Annotated in this window: 16 protein-coding genes; 6 read left to right on the top strand and 10 right to left on the bottom strand. The window is 71.1% G+C overall.

Annotation, left to right across the window (positions count from 1 at the left end; translation table 11 throughout):
• The first annotated feature begins 18 nt into the window (after positions 1 to 18).
• Together OHA73_RS29780 and OHA73_RS29775 are read left to right on the top strand one after the other, a co-directional pair.
• Positions 19 to 852, top strand: a complete 834-nt coding sequence (locus tag OHA73_RS29780; protein WP_327656572.1) for a hypothetical protein — start codon at positions 19 to 21, stop codon at positions 850 to 852.
• Positions 853 to 896: 44 nt separating this feature from the next.
• On the top strand, positions 897 to 2,030 hold the full coding sequence (locus OHA73_RS29775; RefSeq protein ID WP_327656571.1) for a S8 family serine peptidase: 1,134 nt from the start codon (positions 897 to 899) through the stop codon (positions 2,028 to 2,030).
• A 54-nt stretch (positions 2,031 to 2,084) separates the two neighbouring features.
• Here OHA73_RS29775 and OHA73_RS29770 read toward each other — a convergent pair whose 3' ends face one another.
• From OHA73_RS29770 to OHA73_RS29755, 4 genes are all read right to left on the bottom strand, one after another.
• Positions 2,085 to 3,422 carry a hypothetical protein gene (locus OHA73_RS29770; RefSeq protein ID WP_327656570.1) on the bottom strand — a complete coding sequence of 446 codons (1,338 nt, stop codon included), beginning with the start codon at positions 3,420 to 3,422 and terminating at the stop codon, positions 2,085 to 2,087.
• 39 nt (positions 3,423 to 3,461) lie between these two features.
• A complete protein-coding gene (cimA, locus tag OHA73_RS29765) occupies positions 3,462 to 5,093 on the bottom strand; it encodes a citramalate synthase (RefSeq protein WP_266714461.1) in 1,632 nt (543 codons plus the stop codon).
• 292 nt (positions 5,094 to 5,385) lie between these two features.
• Positions 5,386 to 6,810 (bottom strand): DHA2 family efflux MFS transporter permease subunit, encoded by a 1,425-nt coding sequence (locus OHA73_RS29760; RefSeq protein WP_327656569.1) that lies wholly within the window; start codon positions 6,808 to 6,810, stop codon positions 5,386 to 5,388.
• 13 nt (positions 6,811 to 6,823) lie between these two features.
• Positions 6,824 to 7,423, bottom strand: a complete 600-nt coding sequence (locus OHA73_RS29755) for an NADPH-dependent FMN reductase (RefSeq protein ID WP_266714457.1) — start codon at positions 7,421 to 7,423, stop codon at positions 6,824 to 6,826.
• 140 nt (positions 7,424 to 7,563) lie between these two features.
• On the opposite strand from OHA73_RS29755, the gene OHA73_RS29750 reads away from it, so the two are divergent.
• Positions 7,564 to 8,310: a TetR/AcrR family transcriptional regulator gene (locus OHA73_RS29750; protein WP_267069124.1), complete on the top strand. Its 747-nt coding sequence runs from the start codon at positions 7,564 to 7,566 to the stop codon at positions 8,308 to 8,310.
• 87 nt (positions 8,311 to 8,397) lie between these two features.
• On the opposite strand, the gene OHA73_RS29745 is transcribed toward OHA73_RS29750, so the two are convergent.
• The 5 genes from OHA73_RS29745 to OHA73_RS29725 all read right to left on the bottom strand — a co-directional run bounded on the left by OHA73_RS29745 (position 8,398) and on the right by OHA73_RS29725 (position 13,273).
• The gene (locus OHA73_RS29745; RefSeq protein WP_327656568.1) at positions 8,398 to 9,720 is read right to left on the bottom strand and encodes an MFS transporter; all 1,323 of its coding nucleotides are present in this window, start codon (positions 9,718 to 9,720) and stop codon (positions 8,398 to 8,400) included.
• Between the two features lie 79 nt (positions 9,721 to 9,799).
• The gene (locus tag OHA73_RS29740; protein WP_327656567.1) at positions 9,800 to 10,765 is read right to left on the bottom strand and encodes a DUF2891 domain-containing protein; all 966 of its coding nucleotides are present in this window, start codon (positions 10,763 to 10,765) and stop codon (positions 9,800 to 9,802) included.
• 115 nt (positions 10,766 to 10,880) lie between these two features.
• Positions 10,881 to 11,555, bottom strand: a complete 675-nt coding sequence (pcp, locus tag OHA73_RS29735; protein WP_327656566.1) for a pyroglutamyl-peptidase I — start codon at positions 11,553 to 11,555, stop codon at positions 10,881 to 10,883.
• A gap of 9 nt (positions 11,556 to 11,564) precedes the next feature.
• The gene (locus OHA73_RS29730; protein ID WP_266714447.1) at positions 11,565 to 12,524 is read right to left on the bottom strand and encodes a DUF979 domain-containing protein; all 960 of its coding nucleotides are present in this window, start codon (positions 12,522 to 12,524) and stop codon (positions 11,565 to 11,567) included.
• The gene (locus OHA73_RS29725) at positions 12,521 to 13,273 is read right to left on the bottom strand and encodes a DUF969 domain-containing protein (RefSeq protein WP_327656565.1); all 753 of its coding nucleotides are present in this window, start codon (positions 13,271 to 13,273) and stop codon (positions 12,521 to 12,523) included. The genes OHA73_RS29730 and OHA73_RS29725 overlap by 4 nt, the downstream gene beginning before the upstream one ends.
• A 172-nt stretch (positions 13,274 to 13,445) precedes the next feature.
• Here OHA73_RS29725 and OHA73_RS29720 point away from each other — a divergent pair, with 172 nt between their 5' ends.
• The 3 genes from OHA73_RS29720 to OHA73_RS29710 are packed head-to-tail and all read left to right on the top strand — an operon-like array spanning position 13,446 to position 15,831.
• Positions 13,446 to 14,210, top strand: coding sequence for a LamB/YcsF family protein (locus OHA73_RS29720; RefSeq protein WP_327656564.1), 765 nt, complete (start codon positions 13,446 to 13,448; stop codon positions 14,208 to 14,210).
• Positions 14,207 to 14,977, top strand: coding sequence for a 5-oxoprolinase subunit B family protein (locus OHA73_RS29715; protein ID WP_327656563.1), 771 nt, complete (start codon positions 14,207 to 14,209; stop codon positions 14,975 to 14,977). The genes OHA73_RS29720 and OHA73_RS29715 overlap by 4 nt, the downstream gene beginning before the upstream one ends.
• A complete protein-coding gene (locus OHA73_RS29710) occupies positions 14,974 to 15,831 on the top strand; it encodes a biotin-dependent carboxyltransferase family protein (protein WP_327656562.1) in 858 nt (285 codons plus the stop codon). The genes OHA73_RS29715 and OHA73_RS29710 overlap by 4 nt, the downstream gene beginning before the upstream one ends.
• Before the next feature lie 24 nt (positions 15,832 to 15,855).
• Here the strand turns inward: OHA73_RS29710 and OHA73_RS29705 are convergent, their stop codons facing one another.
• Positions 15,856 to 16,398, bottom strand: coding sequence for a TetR/AcrR family transcriptional regulator (locus OHA73_RS29705; protein ID WP_327658549.1), 543 nt, complete (start codon positions 16,396 to 16,398; stop codon positions 15,856 to 15,858).
• Positions 16,399 to 16,422: the final 24 nt, after the last annotated feature.

The following is a 16,422-nucleotide window of genomic DNA, read 5'->3' as shown; positions in this document are numbered from 1 at the left end:
CCCGCCGGCCAGCCGTCCATGCCGCAGGGCCCCCCTTCCTTCCCCCAGCAGCAGATGCCGCCCGGCGGCCCGGTCCCGCCCCCTGCTCCCTCGTCCGGCAAGGGCCGGGGCGTCGCGAGCGTGCTGCTCGCCGTGCTGGGCGTGCCGCTCCTGCTCGGCGGCGGGGCGCTCGCCGCTCACGCGTACAGCAACAGCAGACAGACGATCGCCAACACCTCCTACGGGAAGGTCCTGTGGCGCAACGAGACCGCCGACGCCGTCCTGCCGGACACGGTCGGCGGACGGGCGAGCTACGACGGTCCGCTCACGAACCCCAAGCATGCCGAGTGGCGTCGCCTGGGGCTCTCCGACGACACCTCCTGCGCGGCGGGGCTGACCGGCAAGACCCGTAAGAAGGCCGCCGAGTTGAAGTGCGAGGCCGTCCTGCGGGCCACCTATGTGGACCCGACGGGCAACCAGGTGGCGACGGTGGTCGTCGTCGTGCTGCCCGCGGCCGGCGGTGACGCCGAGACCTCGGCGAAGAAGCGGCTCCGTCAGTTCTTCGAGGATCAGGGCGGTGTCGAGGGCGCGGTGAACGTCCTGCCCGTGAAGGGCACCCTCGCCGCCCGGTGGTCCAACGACCGGCGCGGCGCCGCCGAGCTCACGTCGGTCTCGGGCGACAGCATGCCCTACGCCGTCGGGGTCACCCTCGGTGCGGTGGACGGCACGTCGGTCGCCAATCTGCCCGGCAGCTTCGGCGAGCCCGTCAACGCCGGGATCGAGGACCGGGAGTCCTGGCAGGGCGACGCGGAGGACCTCGCCTTCACGTTCATCAACCACCTGAGCGATCTGCAGATGGCCGGGGCGAAGTGACCATGCGACGCACGAGGACGACACGAACCACGAGGACCAGGACGATGTTCACCGCGGCCATCAAGACCACGGCGCTGACCGGTCTGCTGTGCGCCCTGGCCACAGCCCCCGCGTCCGCCGCTCCGGGCGTCCCTGCGGGCTGGGAGTCGGCCGCGCTCGGCCTGCCGGCCGCGCACGCGCTCAGCCAGGGCAAGGGCATCACGGTCGCCGTCCTGGACACGGGCGCCAACGCGGACCACCCGGCGCTCGCGGGCCGGGTGACGACAGGGCCGGACTACGTGGGCGACGGCGCGAGCCAGGACAGCGACTCCTTCGGCCGCCACGGCACCGCGATGGCGTCGTCCGTCCTCAAGGTCGCACCGCAGGCCCAGGTCCTCTCCATCCGGGTCATCGACGAGGCGGACCACAAGAACGAGCAGGCGAAGAAGGGCACAAGCCCGATCTCCAAGGGCATCGACTACGCGGTCAAGCACGGCGCGGACGTCATCTCGCTCTCCCTGGGCGACGACAACAACATGATCTCGCAGCACAATTCGGCCGAGTCACAGAGCATCGGTCACGCGGTCAGCCAGGGCATCCCCGTCCTCGCCAGCTCGGGCAACAGCGCCGACAACGGCAACACGGGCGCGTACCCCGCCGGTTACCCCAGCGTCATCGCGGTGGCGGCGACCGACAAGAAAGGTGCGCGGGGGGCCTTCTCCACGGTGCGCTCGTACAACGCGGTGGCCGCGCCGGGCGTCGACGTCACCATGGCCAAGAAGGCCGGTGGCTCCATGGTCGGCGACGGCACGTCCCCGGCCTGCGCGTTCGCGTCCGGCGTCGTCGCCCTCATGCTCGCCGACCACCCGAAGCTGACCCCCGCCCAGGTCCGCTCGGTGCTCACCACGACGGCCCATCACCCGACGGGCGGCCACAACGCCCTCGTCGGCTACGGCACGCTCGACGCCCCGGCGGCGGTGCGCGCCGCCGCCTCCGCCCCGGCGGACCGGACGGTGCCGGTGAAGTACACCGGCAAGGAACACCTGGGCACGCCCGACGGCACCGCGCGCTCGAAGCACGCCCCCATGGAGCAGGACATCTGGCTGGGGGGCCTCGGCGCGGCGGGAGCGGGCCTGCTGCTCGTCATCGGCGCGATCCTCCTCGGCCGCAGGCGGCGACCGGCCGGGGCCGCGCGCTGACGCACACCGAGGTCTGAGGGCTGCTCCCCCGGCCTGCGGCGGGGGGAGCAGCCCTCAGAAACCACCGCCGAAGTCGCCTCCGCCGCCGCCACCGAAGTCGCCCCCGCCTCCGCCGTCGCCGAAGCCGCCGCCGAAGTCTCCCGGGTCGAAGTCGGACCCGGAGACGTCGCCGCCGTCGAAGCCGCCACCGAAGTCACCGCCGCCGTAGTCGGCCGCGTAGGCGGGGCTCGCCAGCATGGAGCCGAGCACCGTGCCGACCAGCAGGCCCGGCAGCATGCCGCCGCCGAAGTAGCCGCCGGCCCACGGGCCGTACGCCGGACCCGCCTCGTAGTACGGGCGGCGCTCCCCCTCCCCCGCGTCGACCGTGCGCACGTGCGGGTCCTCGCCGTCCCGCAGCCGCGTCGCGTCCGCCGCGCAGACCGGGACCTCGCGGGACGAGCCACCGGGCGGCGTCCACTCGGCGTCCTCGGTGGAGGGGCCGTGGCGCGGGTCGAAGAAGCAGGGCGCCCTGCGCTCGGGCAGCGGGCGGCCCTCACGGCGCGCGGCGAGCTGAGCGAGCGAGAACCGGCCGTCCTCGAGGGCCTGCGTCACGCCGCGCACGTCGTCCGGGCGCTGGGCGTCGGCCATGTACTGCTTGGCCTTCTCGTACGCGTCGAGGGCCCGCTCGAAGTCCGCGCGCATCGCGTCGTCGGCCCCTGCCTCCGCCGGGTGGAAGTCGAGCCGGTCGAGTTCCTCGCCGAACGCGGTGATGTCCTCGTCCACCACGACCCGCAGCTTGTCGAGCGCCTCGCGCTGCTCCTCCTCGCGCCTGCGCCGGTTCCGCCTGCTCAGGGCGTACACACCGGCTCCGCCGATCACCACGACCGCGCCGACGCCGATCAGCGGCCCGGCGGAGACGCCGTCGTCACCGCCACCCGCGTCCCAGGCGGACGGGGCCGAGCCCTTGGCCGTACGGACCGACGTACTCACGAAGTCGTCGAGCTGGCTCTTGGCCGACTGGCCCTGAACGCTGTCGACCGCGTTCTTGACGGACTGCTGCGACATCACCCGAGAGTCCGCGCGCGCGTCGAACCGATCGCCGAGGCGGACCCCGTACACGCCCACGACCCCGGTCTTCGCCCGCAGGTCACTGAACAGCTTCTGCGTCGGGAAGTCGGCGGGCAGCACCGCCACCATCACCGGCTTGTCCGCGTCCTTGATCTTGTTCTCGAGCGCGTCGACGTCGTCCGACGTCAGTCCGGCGGACGCGCCGGGCGCGACGTAGACGGGGCTCTTCTCCAGGGCGTCGGCCACGGTGGACACGTCCGTGGCCGCCGAGGCGGGTGGCGCCACCGCGAGGGTGGCGCCCAGAGCGAGGAGCGGGGCGGCGAGGGCGGCGATAAGGGGCCTCATGTATCGACGCTAACTCGCTTCGCCCACAAACGCGGGTGCTTACTCGACCGGTTCCACGCCCGCGCGCAGCAAACCGAAGGTGTAAGCGTCCTCCAGCGCGTCCCACGACGCCGCGATCACGTTCTCGGCGACGCCGACCGTGGACCACTCGCCGGTGCCGTCGGAGGTCGAGATGAGGACGCGGGTCGTGGAGGACGTGCCGTGCTTGCCCTCCAGGATGCGGACCTTGTAGTCGACCAGCTCCAGCTTCGCGAGCTGCGGGTAGATCCGCTCCAGGCCGACGCGGAGCGCGCGGTCGAGGGCGTTGACCGGGCCGTTGCCCTCCGCCGTGGCGACGATGCGCTCGCCCTTGGCCCACAGCTTCACCGTGGCCTCGTTGGCGTGGGAGCCGTCGGGGCGGTCCTCGACGATCGCGCGCCAGGACTCGACCTGGAAGTACTTGCGCTCCTTGCCCTCGACCTCGGCGCGCATGAGGAGTTCGAACGACGCGTCCGCGGCCTCGTACGTGTAGCCCTGGAGTTCGCGCTCCTTGACCCGCTCGACGACCCGGCCGACCAGCTCACGGTCGCCGCCGAGGTCGACGCCGAGCTCCTTGCCCTTGAGCTCGATGGAGGCGCGGCCCGCCATGTCGGAGACCAGCATCCGGATGTGGTTGCCGACGAGGTCCGGGTCGATGTGCTGGTACAGGTCCGGGTCGACCTTGATCGCGGAGGCGTGCAGGCCCGCCTTGTGGGCGAACGCCGAGACACCCACGTACGGCTGGTGCGTGGACGGGGTGAGGTTCACGACCTCGGCGATGGCGTGCGAGATACGGGTCATCTCGCGCAGCGAGCCCTCGGGGAGGACCTTCTTGCCGTACTTGAGCTCCAGGGCCGCGACGACCGGGAAGAGGTTGGAGTTGCCGACGCGCTCGCCGTAGCCGTTCGCCGTGCACTGGACGTGGGTCGCGCCCGCGTCCACCGCGGCGAGGGTGTTGGCGACGGCGCAGCCCGTGTCGTCCTGGGCGTGGATGCCGAGCCGGGCGCCGGTGTCGGCGAGGACGGTGGAGACGACCGCCTGGACCTGGGCGGGCAGGAAGCCGCCGTTGGTGTCGCAGAGGACGACGACGGAGGCGCCGGCCTCGTGCGCGGTCCGGACGACGGACTTCGCGTACTCGGCGTTGGCGCGGTAACCGTCGAAGAAGTGCTCGCAGTCGACGAAGACCCTGCGACCCTGCGCGACCAGGTACGAGACCGTGTCGCGGACCATCTCCAGGTTCTCTTCGAGGGTCGTGCGCAGGGCCAGTTCGACGTGCCGGTCGTGCGACTTGGCGACCAGGCAGACCACCGGGGCGCCGGACTCCAGAAGGGCCCGCACCTGCGGGTCCTCGCTCGCCTTGGCGTTCGCCCTGCGGGTGGCGCCGAAGGCGACGAGCTGCGCGTGCTTGAAGTCGATCTCTTCCTGCGCGCGGGCGAAGAACTCCGTGTCGCGGGGGTTGGCACCGGGCCAGCCGCCCTCGATGAAGCCCACGCCGAAGTCGTCCAGGTGCCGTGCGATGGTCAGCTTGTCCGCGACGGTGAGGTTGATGCCCTCGCGCTGCGCGCCGTCGCGCAGCGTGGTGTCGAAGACGTGGAAGGAATCGTCGAGTTCAGTGGGCTGTGCACTGGGACGTTCACTGAGGCTGCTGCTCATGCTGATCTGGCTCCTGATGGGGATCTCGGTCTACCGGAATGACCGGCTCCACCGTCCATCTATGATCCCTCGCGCTCTCCGCCTGGCTACGGGTGGGCCAGAAACAGAAAAACCTCTCGCGGGTGCGAGAGGTCTGCGCGCGGGTCGAGGACGACGGTGTCCACCTGTACCGGGTCGTACGAGGTGGTCACTGCGGACCGGCGCGCCTGCTGCCAATAATGCTGGCGAACGAGAGCACGCCCGCAGTCTGCCACAGCCCGGCCGAGGGCCGGGCTGTGGTCTCACGATGCGGTCAGGCGGCCCCGCGGAGCGGCGCTTCCTGGACAAGGAGCGCCGCCGCGAAAGCCACCGCGCACAGCACTGCCGACCCGACCGCCACCCCGTGCAACCCGGCGACGATCCCCTCCGGGTCGGAGCCGCCGTGCGCCCGTTGGGCGAACACGGACCCGAGCACCGCCACGCCGAGCGAGCCTCCGACGGTCCGCAGCAGCGTCTGTGTCCCGCCGGCCGCGCCGATGTCACGGGGCTCGGCGCTGTTCATGGTGATCAGCAGGGAGGGCTGAAACAGGCACCCGAGGCCGATGCCCAGGGCCAGGGGCAGGGCGGATGCCGCCCAGGTCGCCGTTTCGGCGCCCAGCAGGAGCAGGGCCAGGGCGCCCGCCGTCGCGAGAGCGCCGCCCGCGATCGGGTAGCGCCTGTAGCGGCCGCCGTTGCTCACCCGGCGCCCGATGGCCAGTTGGGCGCCCATCATGCCGAGCATCAGGGGAAGCAGCAGCAGCCCGCTGCCCGTCGACGACATGCCCCGTACGTGCTGCATGTACTGCGGCAGATAGGTGGCGGCCGCGATCATCGCCGCCCCCGCGGTGAAGGTCAGCACCTGCGCGACGCCGAAGTTGCGGTCGCGGAACAGCCGGGGCGGGATCACCGGCTCGGCCGCTCGCCGCTCCACCGCGACGAACCCTGCGAGGGCCGCGACCGAGACCAGTGCGAGCGCCGCGATCTGCGGCGACATCCAGGCGTACGTCACCCCGGCCCAGGACGACAGCAGCGTCAGGGCGAGGATCGCGGCGGTGAGCAGCGCGGCGCCCGCGAGGTCGACCCGTGCCCGTACCCGCTCCGTACGCACCCGTACGCCCGCCCCGACGATGGCGAGGGTGACGGCCCCGACGGGCACATTGACGTAGAACGCCCACCGCCAGTTCAGCTGGTCCGTGAGGAAGCCGCCGAGCAGCGGCCCGCCGATCATCGCGGCGGGCAGCAGCACGCCGATGACGGACTGCGAGCGGCCCGCCTCCGCTGGGCCGAGCAGTGTCCCCACGAGCGAGAGCGCGCCCACGAACAGGCCACCCGCGCCGATGCCCTGGACCGCCCGGAAGGCGATCAACTGCCCCATGTCCTGGGCGAGTCCGCACAGGACGGACCCGGCGAGGAAGATGACGATCGAGGTGAGATAGCTGCCCTTGCGGCCGTAGAGGTCGCCGATCTTGCCCCAGAGCGGGGTGGTGACGGCCGTGGCGAGTAGATAGGCGGTCACCACCCAGGACAGATGATCCAGGCCACCGAGGTCGTCGACGATGACGGGCAGGGCCGTGCCGACGATCGTGCCGTCCAGCGTGGCGAGCACGATGCCGAGCAGCAGGCCCGCGATCACGATCCGGGAGGGCGCGCCGGTCGTGTCGGCACTCGGACCGGCCGTGGTGGTCAGGTTCGTGGCCATGACGCTCGCCCGCTCAAGCCGCGTACGGACGAACGGACTTGGCGTCACGCAGCGCATGCGCCCACCACGTCAGCTGGTCGAGCATCGCCTTCGCGGCGGCGTCCACGGCCGGATCGTCGACGCGCCCCTCCGCGTCGAAGGCGCCCCACGCGTTGTGGAAGCTGACCGTGTTGCGGATGGTCGTGGCGTGCAACTCGGCCATCACTACGCGGAGTTGCTCGACCGCGCGGAGACCGCCGGACAGGCCGCCGTACGAGACGAAGGCGACCGGCTTGCCGTGCCACTCCTGGTTGTGCCAGTCGATCGCGTTCTTCAGGGACGCGGGGAAGCTGTGGTTGTACTCGGGCGTGACGAAGACGAACGCGTCGGCGGCCGCGAGGCGCGGCGTGACGAGAGCGAGCGCCTCCTTCGCGCCCGGCGGCGGCTCCTGGCCGAAAGCGGGCAGCACGGTCGGCAGGGGGGTCTCGGCGAGGTCGACGACATCGGCGCGCAGATCGGCGCGCTGGCCGAGCTGTCCGGCGAGCCAGCGCGTGACGACCGGAGCGAACCGGCCCTCGCGGGTGGAGCCGATCAGGACGGCGACACGGAGCGGGCTGGAGCTGTGCGTAGACATGAAGGATCCCCCTGCTTGCGGATGAGTTTGTGTACGACGTATCCGATGGCGTACAACGTACACATCAATGTGTACGGCGTCTACTGGGGATACGCTGTACACGAACGCAGGCGAGGGTGGGATCGGGAGGAGCCGGGGTCGTGGCAGCAGAGAAGAAGACCGGGGACGCGGAGAGCCGGCTCGTCGAGCCCTCGCTCTGGGAGCGGCTGGAGCGGCCCGCGCCCACGCGGCGCGCCTCGCTGACCCTCGACCGGATCGCCGCGGCGGCCGTGGAGCTGGCGGACGAGGAGGGCGGCGACGCCGTCACCATGCGCCGTCTCGCCACCAGGCTCGGTGTCGCACCCATGGCCGCGTACCGGCACGTCTCCGGCAAGGAGGACCTGTGGGCGCTGATGTTCGACCGGGTCTCGGGCGAGCTGACCGTGCCCGACGACGTGACCGACTGGCGCGAGGTGTTGCGCTCCTTCGCCTTGCAGACAAGGGAGTTGATGCTCCGCCACCCCTGGCTGGGACAGACGCCGCTACCGGTCGTCCAGCTCACTCCGGCGCGGATGGCCGTGGCGGAGCGGCAGTTGAGGGCGCTGGACGGCCGCGATCTCGACGCCGACTCGATGATGGCGGCGTTCCGTTCGGTCAGCGCGTTCGTCCACGGCGCGACACAGGTCGAGATCGCGCTGGGCCAGTACAAGCGCGAACACGGCTGGGAGAGCGGGGTCGAGACCCGGCAGGCACTCGCCCCGCAGATGAACTACCTGATGGGCAGCGGCCGTTACCCGACCTATAGGGAGTACGCCATGTCGGCGACCCGCAAGGACGACCCTGCCTGGGAGTTCGAGTTCGGCCTCGACTGCGTGCTCGACGGGATCGCGCGACGGCTCGGCATCTGACGCCCGCCCCCGCACGAGAAGAAGCCCCGGCCCCTCCTGGTCGCAGGAGGGGCCGGGGCGCCTTGATCTAGGGGGTTCAGGGCCTGGTCAGGCGACCTGCTTGGCCGTTTCCGTGGTGGTTTCCTCGGACTTGACCCGGTTCAGGTCGATGTCGCGGGTCTCGCGCATCGACAGGTAGACGATCAGCGAGACGGCCGCGCAGCCGGCGACGTACCAGTAGTAGCCGGACTCGATGCCCGCGTCCTTGAACCAGAGCGCCACGTATTCGGCGGTGCCGCCGAACAGCGCGTTGGCGATGGCGTACGGGAGGGCGACGCCGAGGGCGCGGATGCCCGTCGGGAACAGCTCGGCCTTCACGCAGGCGTTGATGGACGTGTAGCCCGTCACGATGACGAGAGCCAGCAGGGAGAGGCCGAGGGCCGGCCAGAACGAACCCGCGTGCTGGAGCAACGTCATGATCGGGACCGTCAGGAAGGTCGAGCCGATCGCGAAGGTGATCAGGAGCGGGCGGCGGCCGATCCGGTCGGAGAGCGCACCGGCGACCGGCTGAAGGCAGGCGAAGACGACGAGCGCGCAGAACGAGACGAGCGTGGCCGTCTCCTTGCTCAGGCCCGCCGAGTTGGACAGGTACTTCGTCAGGTACGTCGTGTACGTGTAGTACGCGACGGTGCCGCCCATGGTCAGCGCGATGACCAGGAAGGCCTCGCGCTTGTGCGCCCACAGTGCCTTGATGGTGCCCTTGTCGTCGCCGCCCACGGTGGCGTCGTCGTCGGCCGACTCCTCGTAGACGTCGGTCTCCAGCATGTTGCGGCGCAGGTAGAAGATGATCGCCGCGCCGAGGGCGCCGATGATGAACGGGATGCGCCAGCCCCAGCTGTGCAGGGCCTCGTCGGACATCGTGCGCTGGAGCAGGATCTGCAGGCCGAGGCCGACGATCTGGCCCGCCGTCATCGACACGTACTGGAAACTGGAGGCGAAGCCGCGCTTCTCCGGGCTGGACGCCTCGGTGAGGTACGTGGCGCTGGCCGCGTACTCGCCGCCGACCGAAAGTCCTTGCAGCAGGCGGGCGATCAGCAGGACCACGGCGCCGCCGTAGCCGGCCACGCCGTACGTCGGCGCGACGGCGATGAGGACCGCCGACGCCGACATCAGGCTGACCGTGAGGGTCAGTGCCGCCTTGCGGCCCTTGCGGTCACCGACCCGGCCGAGCAGCCAGCCGCCCACGGGGCGCATGAAGAAGCCGACGGCGAAGATGCCGGCGGTGTTCATCAGCTGGGCGGTCGGGTTGCCGCTCGGGAAGAAGGATCCCGCGAAGTACGTAGCGAAGCTCGCGTATACGAACCAGTCGAACCACTCGACCATGTTCCCGGCCGATCCGACCAGGACCTTCTTCCATTGTTCTCGTCCCATGATCGGCACGATGCGGGAATCGTCATGCTCAGGGCAAGGGCACCCGGGCAACGATCACGCTTACTTGCGTTCATAGTGTTCACGCACGGGATTCACGGGCCAGTTCGGCGAACGTCGCGAGCCAGTGGTCGGTCGTGAAGTCGCCGCTCTCGACGGCCGGGAGACCGGCGTCGAGGTGTTCCTGTGCGGCCTTCGTGAGCCGCTCGCGTACGACTCCCTGGGGCAGGGCGTCCGCGATCGTGCGCAGGGCGGCGGCGCGGGAGAGCGCGAGGCCGAGGAGGTGGCCGATCTGCGGGTCGCTGTGGTCGGAGACGACGGGTACGTCGAGCAGCGGGCAGGGGGCGTCGGTGGCGAGGGCCGGGAGGAAGCGGTCGAGCCAGGTGGCGAAGTCGTCGGCGTTCTCGAATACGCGGCGCATCGCGTCGGCCTCCGTCAGGGCCGGTGACAGGAAGTCCTGGCCGGAGGGCTCCCAGTGGGCGGGCGCGTCGTGGTCGTCGGCGAACCAGCTGCGCAGGCGGTCGCGTACGGCGTCGAGCGTTCGGGCGGGCAGCCCGGAGCGCTCCCCCGTGTCGAGGATCAGGCCGAGGGCGAAGGCGCTGTTGGGGTGGTTGCCGTGGCGTACGGGATACGTGGCCTTCGGGAGCCAGTCCGTGAGGAGGCGGTCGACCGCGTCCACGGCGGGGGCGAAGGCGTCGGCCCAGCGGGTGCCGTGGCACTCGGCCGCGAGCGCGACGAGCCAGGCCCAGCCGTAGGGGCGCTCGAAACTCGGGCGGGCGAGGAGGTATTCGGCTTCCCGGGCGAGGTTCTCGCGCGTGAGGTGGCGGTCCAGTACGTCGGCGTGGGCGTGGGCCTCCGGCCGGGTCCGGAGCAGCAGCCAGTGCATGTGAACCGACGAGTGCCAGTCGTAGGCGCCGTAGAAGGCGGGGTGGAGGTCGCTGGGGCGGGGGCGGTCGTCCGGGGAGGTGGTGAGGTGGGCGGTGAAGTTGGGGTATTCGCGAGTGACGTTGGCTGCCGCCAGTTGGGCGGTTTCGTCCGGGGTGAGCATGGCGTGTCCTTCGGTGGGGCGGGGTGCGGGTGCGTGTCCGCGGGGTGCGTGTGCGTCGCCGGGTGCGGTTCTGCGTTTGGTTGCGTTCGCGCAGTTCCCCGCGCCCCTGAAGAGATCAGTGGGTTGCGCCCTCGGTTACCCGTAGGTCTTCGCTGGTCGTCGCTGCGGCCAGCAGGAGCGCTCGGATGCCCTTGGCCACCGTCTCGATCGGGAGGGACGGGGACGTGCCGGCCGTGACCTGGGCCGGGGACCACGGGACGTGGACGAAGCCGCCCCGGATGTGCGGGAGTTCCGTGGCGATGAGGTGCCCGAGGCCGTACGCGATGTGGTTGCAGACGAACGTTCCGGCCGTGTTGGAGAGTGCCGCCGGGACACCTGCCTCCCTCATCGCCGCGACGCATGCCTTCACCGGGAGCGTGGAGAAGTAGGCCGCGGGGCCGCCCGGCACCACCGGTACGTCGATCGGCTGGGACCCGGCGTTGTCGGGGATGCGGGCGTCGTCGACGTTGATCGCCACCCGCTCGACGGTGACGCCGGGGCGGCCGCCCGCCTGGCCGAGGCAGACGACCAGGTCGGGCTCCACCTCGGCGACCGCGGAGCGCAGTGCCGTCAGCGATTCGCCGAAGACGCACGGGAGTTGGACCGCCGTGACGGCCAGGCCCGGTGGTGGCGTGGCGGCGACCGCCTCCGCCACCTGCCACGACGGGTTCGCGGACTCCCCACCGAACGGTTCGAACCCGGTGAGCAGAACGCGAGGCGTCGCCCCGGAGACCCCTGAGTACCCCGACATACAGACCTCCTAGAACGCGAAGAGCGCCATGATCACGATGTTGCAGCCGAGGAGCGCGAAGCCCGTCGGGAGTTGCGCCTTGATCGGCCCGTACTGGTCCTTCAGTTCGAGGAGCGTCGCCGGGACGATGTTGAAGTTGGCCGCCATGGGCGTGACGAGCGTGCCGCTGAAGCCCGCGAGCATGCCGATCGCGAGGACCGCCGCTTCGTTGCCGCCCATCTGCTGGATGAGCACCGGCCAGCCGATCGCCGCCGTCATGACGGGGAACGCGGCGAACGCGTTGCCCATGATCACGGTGAACAGGAACATGCCGACGCAGTACGCGATCACGGCCAGGTACTTGGAGTTGTCCGGCAGCACGGCGTCGGTGATCTTCCCGACCTGGGTGCCGACGCCGGCGACCGCGAAGATCGAGCCGAGGACGGAGAGGAGCTGCGGCAGCAGCAGCGCCGAGCCCATGGCCTCCAGCATCGAGCGGCCGGAGTGGATCGGCGTCGACACCTTGCGCTCGCCGGTGACCAGCATCCCGACGACGAGCGCCACGAGGCAGCCGACGCCGAGCCCGAGGAGGGTGGCCTGGCCGGTCTCGAAGAGGCCCGATTCGTCGAGGAAGGAGGCGCAGATGATGGCGACCAGCGGGATGGTGAGCGCCGGGATGAAGAGCTTGTTGCCGAGGCGGGCCGCCGACTTCTCGCGCTGCTCCTGCGTGGTGGTGACCGGTTCGCCCTTGCCGATGAAGTTGAACCCGGCAAGCGCGATCAGTGCGAGGACCGCGACGCCGAGGGGTTCGGCGGGCAGCGCCTTCGAGCCGCCCGCGACCCCGGTGCCGTAGGGGAAGGTCAGTCCGAGCAGCCCCCAGAAGGCGGCCGACGTCCAGCGCTTGGGGTTGGTGCGGTCCTTCGCCATCTGCACGGCCATGACGACGAAGACGAGACCGATCAGCCAGTAGAGCCATTCGACCTTGATCACTTCGCGGTCTCCTTCCCGGACTTCCCGGACTCACCCGACGACTGCTTCGGCAGCGGGATCTCGTGTTCGGCGACGGCGAGCGCCATCTCGCGCTCCAGCTGCTTGTCGAGGAGCAGCAGCCGGGCGCCGTGGATGACGAAGGCGCAGACGGCCAGCGGGATCGCCCACAGTGCGAGCTGGGTGGGCTCGAGGTGCTCGTGGTACGTCGAGTTCACGAAGCCGGTGATCAGCAGGATCGAGCCGATCGCGATGAAGCAGTCCTCGCCGAAGAAGACGCCGACGGTGTCGGCGGACGCCGAGTAGGAGCGGACCTTTTCGCGCAGCTTGTCCGGCAGTACGGCCCCCGACTTCCGTTCGGCGGCGGCCTCGGCCATCGGCGCGACGAGCGGGCGCACCGCCTGGGCGGGGCCGCCGAGGTTGTTGAGGCCGAAGGCGGCGGTGACCTGGCGGACCAGCAGATACGCGGTGAGGAAGCGGCCGGCGCTGAGCTTGCCGAGTTTCCCGATCAGGGTGCGGGCCTGCTCGCGCAGGCCGTAGCGCTCCAGGAGGCCGATCACCGGCAGCACGATGGCGAAGACGGTGACGGAGCGGCTGTCGGCGAAGGAGGTGCCGAAGGCGGCGAGGATCTCCAGCGGGTTCATCTTGCCGAGCAGCCCGGTGACGATGCCGGCGACGCCGACCACGAGGACGGGATTGCGGCGCGTGACGAATCCGAGGATCACCACGAGCACGCCGAGCAGAACGATCATGCGGCGGCCTTTTCGATGAGGGACGCACTTATGGATGAGAGATGCACGGACCTTAGGGGATCGTTCAACGATCTAACAAGGGGTTCCGGAATTCGGACGTCCGGGCAGGTTTCCCAGGGCGCGAGAATCTCGACCCTTGTCGGATCGTTGAACGATCCTCTACGTTGAGTTCGTGATCCAGGACGTCATCGACCTCAATGCCGACCTCGGCGAAGGCTTCGGCCGGTGGACCCTCACCGACGACGAGGCCCTGCTCTCCGTGGTGACCAGTGCCAACGTCGCCTGCGGCTTCCACGCCGGCGATCCCTCCGTGATGCGCCGGGTCTGCGATCTGGCCGCCGAGCGCGGCGTCCGGATCGGGGCGCAGGTCTCGTACCGGGACCTCGCCGGGTTCGGGCGGCGCGCGATGGACGTACCGCCGGACGAGCTGGCGGCCGAAGTGGCGTACCAGATCGGGGCGCTCAGGGTGTTCGCGGAGGCGGCCGGGGCCGAGGTCTCGTACGTGAAGCCGCACGGGGCGCTGTACAACCGGACCGTGCGTGACGCAGAGCAGGCCCGCGCGGTCGTCGAGGGGGTGCGGCTCGCCGGTGGCACGCTGCCCGTGCTGGGGCTTCCCGGGTCTCAACTGCTGCGTGCCGCTGAGGAGTTGGGGCTTACGCCGGTGCGGGAGGCCTTTGCCGATCGGGCCTATACCCCCGAGGGCACGCTCGTGCCGCGCCGCGAGCCGCACGCCGTCGTCGAGGACGCGGACACCGTGGTGCGCCGGTCCGTCGCGTTCGCGGTGGACGGCGGGGTCGAGGCGGTCGACGGGTCCCATGTCACCGTCGCCGCGCGGTCGTTGTGCGTTCACGGTGACACCCCGGGCGCGGCGGCGATCGCGGCGCGGGTGCGGGTGGCGCTCGAGGGTGCCGGGGTCAAGGTCGGGGCGTTCACGTGAGCCTGCGCGTACGGACTGCCGGGCGGCATGCGCTGCTGGTGGAGTTCGACGACGCCGAGCACGCGGGGGCGTTCCACGCGGAGGTGCTGCGCAGGCGGGGCGCGGGGGTGCTGCCGCCGGTGCGGGAGATCGTGCCGGGGGCGCGGACGGTGCTGCTCGACGGGGTGGCGGAGCGGGATGCGCTCGCGCGCCAATTGGGCGAGTGGGACGTGCCGTTGGGCGTCGTGGCGGACGGGGACGTCGTGACGATTCCTGTCGTGTACGACGGGCCGGATCTGGCCGAGGTGGCGAAGCTGTGGGGGGTGTCCGAGGAGGACGTCGCCGCGCGGCACGCCTCGTACACGTATCGCGTGGCCTTCTGCGGGTTCGCGCCGGGGTTCGGGTATCTGGCGGGGTTGCCGGAGGAGTTGCATGTACCGAGGCGGGCGACGCCGCGTACGAAGGTCCCTGCCGGGGCGGTAGCGGTTGCCGGGGGTTACTCGGCCGTGTATCCGCGGGCCACGCCCGGGGGGTGGCAGTTGATCGGGTCGATGCCGGATCCCTCAGGGTTGTGGGATCCGTTGCGGGAGTCCGCGGCGTTGCTGTCGCCTGGGACCCGGGTTCGTTTCGCTCCGGCGGGGTTGACGACTCGGGGCTCTGCCCCGGACCCCGCGCCTCAATCGCCGGCGGGGCTGAAAGATCGGGGCTCCGCCCCGGACCCCGCTGGCTCTCGTCCCAAAGCGGAGCTTGATTTGCCTGATGTCCCGGAATCGGAGCTTGGGCGATGACCGGGAAGATCACCGTCGTTCGGGGCGGGGCGCTCACCACCGTGCAGGATCTTGGGCGGGTCGGGTATGCGCATCTGGGGGTTCCCCGGTCGGGGGCGCTCGATGCGGATGCCGTGCGGCTCGCCAATCGGCTGGTCGGGAACCCGGAGGGTGCCGCCGTACTGGAGACGACCCTCACCGGGTGTGCGTTGCGGCCCGACCGTGGCGTCACGGTTGTCGTGGGTGGCGCGCCCTGCCCGGTCACCGTTGATGGCGCGCCCGTGGCCTGGGGCGTCCCCGTGTACGTACCCGCCGGGGCCGTCCTCGACGTGGGGGCCGTCAGTGCCGGTGTGCGGTCCTACGTCGCCGTCGCCGGAGGGGTCGCCGTCGAGGCCGTGCTCGGGAGTCGGGCCACCGATCTGCTGTCGGGGCTCGGGCCCGCGCCGCTCCGCGCGGGGGACGTGCTGCCCGTCGGCGAGGCGCCCGCCGCGCGGCCCGTGCTGCCGGTGGCCGCGCCGTGGCCCGCTCCCCCGGCCGAGCTCGTGCTGCCGGTGCGGTTCGGGCCGCGCGCGGACTGGTTCACCGAGGCTGCGCGGCGGACCTTCGTCACCGCCACGTACACCGTCTCGGGCAACAGCAACCGGATTGGCCTGCGTACCGAAGGGCCCGCCCTGGAGCGGGAGTTGGACGGTGAGCTACCCAGCGAGGGCATGGTACTGGGTGCGGTGCAGGTGCCGCCGGACGGGCGGCCCGTGGTGTTCCTCCACGACCATCCGACGACCGGTGGCTATCCGGTGATCGCCGTCGTGGAGGAAGCGGCACTCGGCGCGGCGGCCCAGGCGGCGCCCGGGACCCCGCTGCGCTTCACCCTCTAGGTTCGAGTCACCCCCTGGATTGGGTCATCCTCTGGGTTCGAGGCCCTCGTCCAGGAACTCCCGTACGTGGCCCATGACTTGCTCCCGGTCCGCGCGCAGGCCGATCGCCACCGCGATGGAGAAGCCGTCGAGCAGCGCCCGCAGGCGGGTGGCGAAGCGGTCCGGGTCGAGCGCCCCGAACTCTCCGCGTGAGATGCCCTCGGCCAGCAGCGCCACGAGGTCGCGGTGCCAGGCCCCCTCGATGGCGGCCTGGCGGGCGCGCGCGTCGTCGTCGGCGTTGCGCGAGCGGTTGAACACCTCCAGCCACAGCGTCCAGTGCGGGTCGCGCGGCGCGTCCGGGACGTACAGGTCGACGTACGCGTCGAGCCGGGCACGCGCACTGGATCCGCGGACCAGCAACTCCCGGCGTCGCGCGCCCAGTCGGCCCTCGCTCCACTCCAGCGTGCGCAGCAGCAGTTCGTCCTTGCTGCCGAAGTGGTACGCGACGTGCCCGCTGCTCATGCCGACCTCGCGGCCGAGCGCGGCCAGCGTCAGCCGCTCCAGGCCGTGCTCGGCGATCATCGCCATGGTCGCGGCGAGCACGTCCTCGCG

Source organism: Streptomyces sp. NBC_00483 (genome assembly GCF_036013745.1).
Lineage (GTDB): Bacteria > Actinomycetota > Actinomycetes > Streptomycetales > Streptomycetaceae > Streptomyces.
This window is presented reverse-complemented; position numbering and strand designations above follow the sequence as displayed.

Coding starts and splice junctions, on each gene's coding strand:
- OHA73_RS29770 (WP_327656570.1), bottom strand. CDS start 3,422: ATGAGGCCCCTTATCGCCGCCCTCGCCGCCCCGCTCCTCGCTCTGGGC.
- OHA73_RS29705 (WP_327658549.1), bottom strand. CDS start 16,398: ATGGCGATGATCGCCGAGCACGGCCTGGAGCGGCTGACGCTGGCCGCG.
- OHA73_RS29760 (WP_327656569.1), bottom strand. CDS start 6,810: ATGGCCACGAACCTGACCACCACGGCCGGTCCGAGTGCCGACACGACC.
- cimA (WP_266714461.1), bottom strand. CDS start 5,093: ATGAGCAGCAGCCTCAGTGAACGTCCCAGTGCACAGCCCACTGAACTC.
- OHA73_RS29775 (WP_327656571.1), top strand. CDS start 897: ATGTTCACCGCGGCCATCAAGACCACGGCGCTGACCGGTCTGCTGTGC.
- pcp (WP_327656566.1), bottom strand. CDS start 11,555: ATGTCGGGGTACTCAGGGGTCTCCGGGGCGACGCCTCGCGTTCTGCTC.
- OHA73_RS29780 (WP_327656572.1), top strand. CDS start 19: ATGCCGCAGGGCCCCCCTTCCTTCCCCCAGCAGCAGATGCCGCCCGGC.
- OHA73_RS29745 (WP_327656568.1), bottom strand. CDS start 9,720: ATGGGACGAGAACAATGGAAGAAGGTCCTGGTCGGATCGGCCGGGAAC.
- OHA73_RS29710 (WP_327656562.1), top strand. CDS start 14,974: ATGACCGGGAAGATCACCGTCGTTCGGGGCGGGGCGCTCACCACCGTG.
- OHA73_RS29740 (WP_327656567.1), bottom strand. CDS start 10,765: ATGCTCACCCCGGACGAAACCGCCCAACTGGCGGCAGCCAACGTCACT.
- OHA73_RS29725 (WP_327656565.1), bottom strand. CDS start 13,273: ATGATCGTTCTGCTCGGCGTGCTCGTGGTGATCCTCGGATTCGTCACG.
- OHA73_RS29755 (WP_266714457.1), bottom strand. CDS start 7,423: ATGTCTACGCACAGCTCCAGCCCGCTCCGTGTCGCCGTCCTGATCGGC.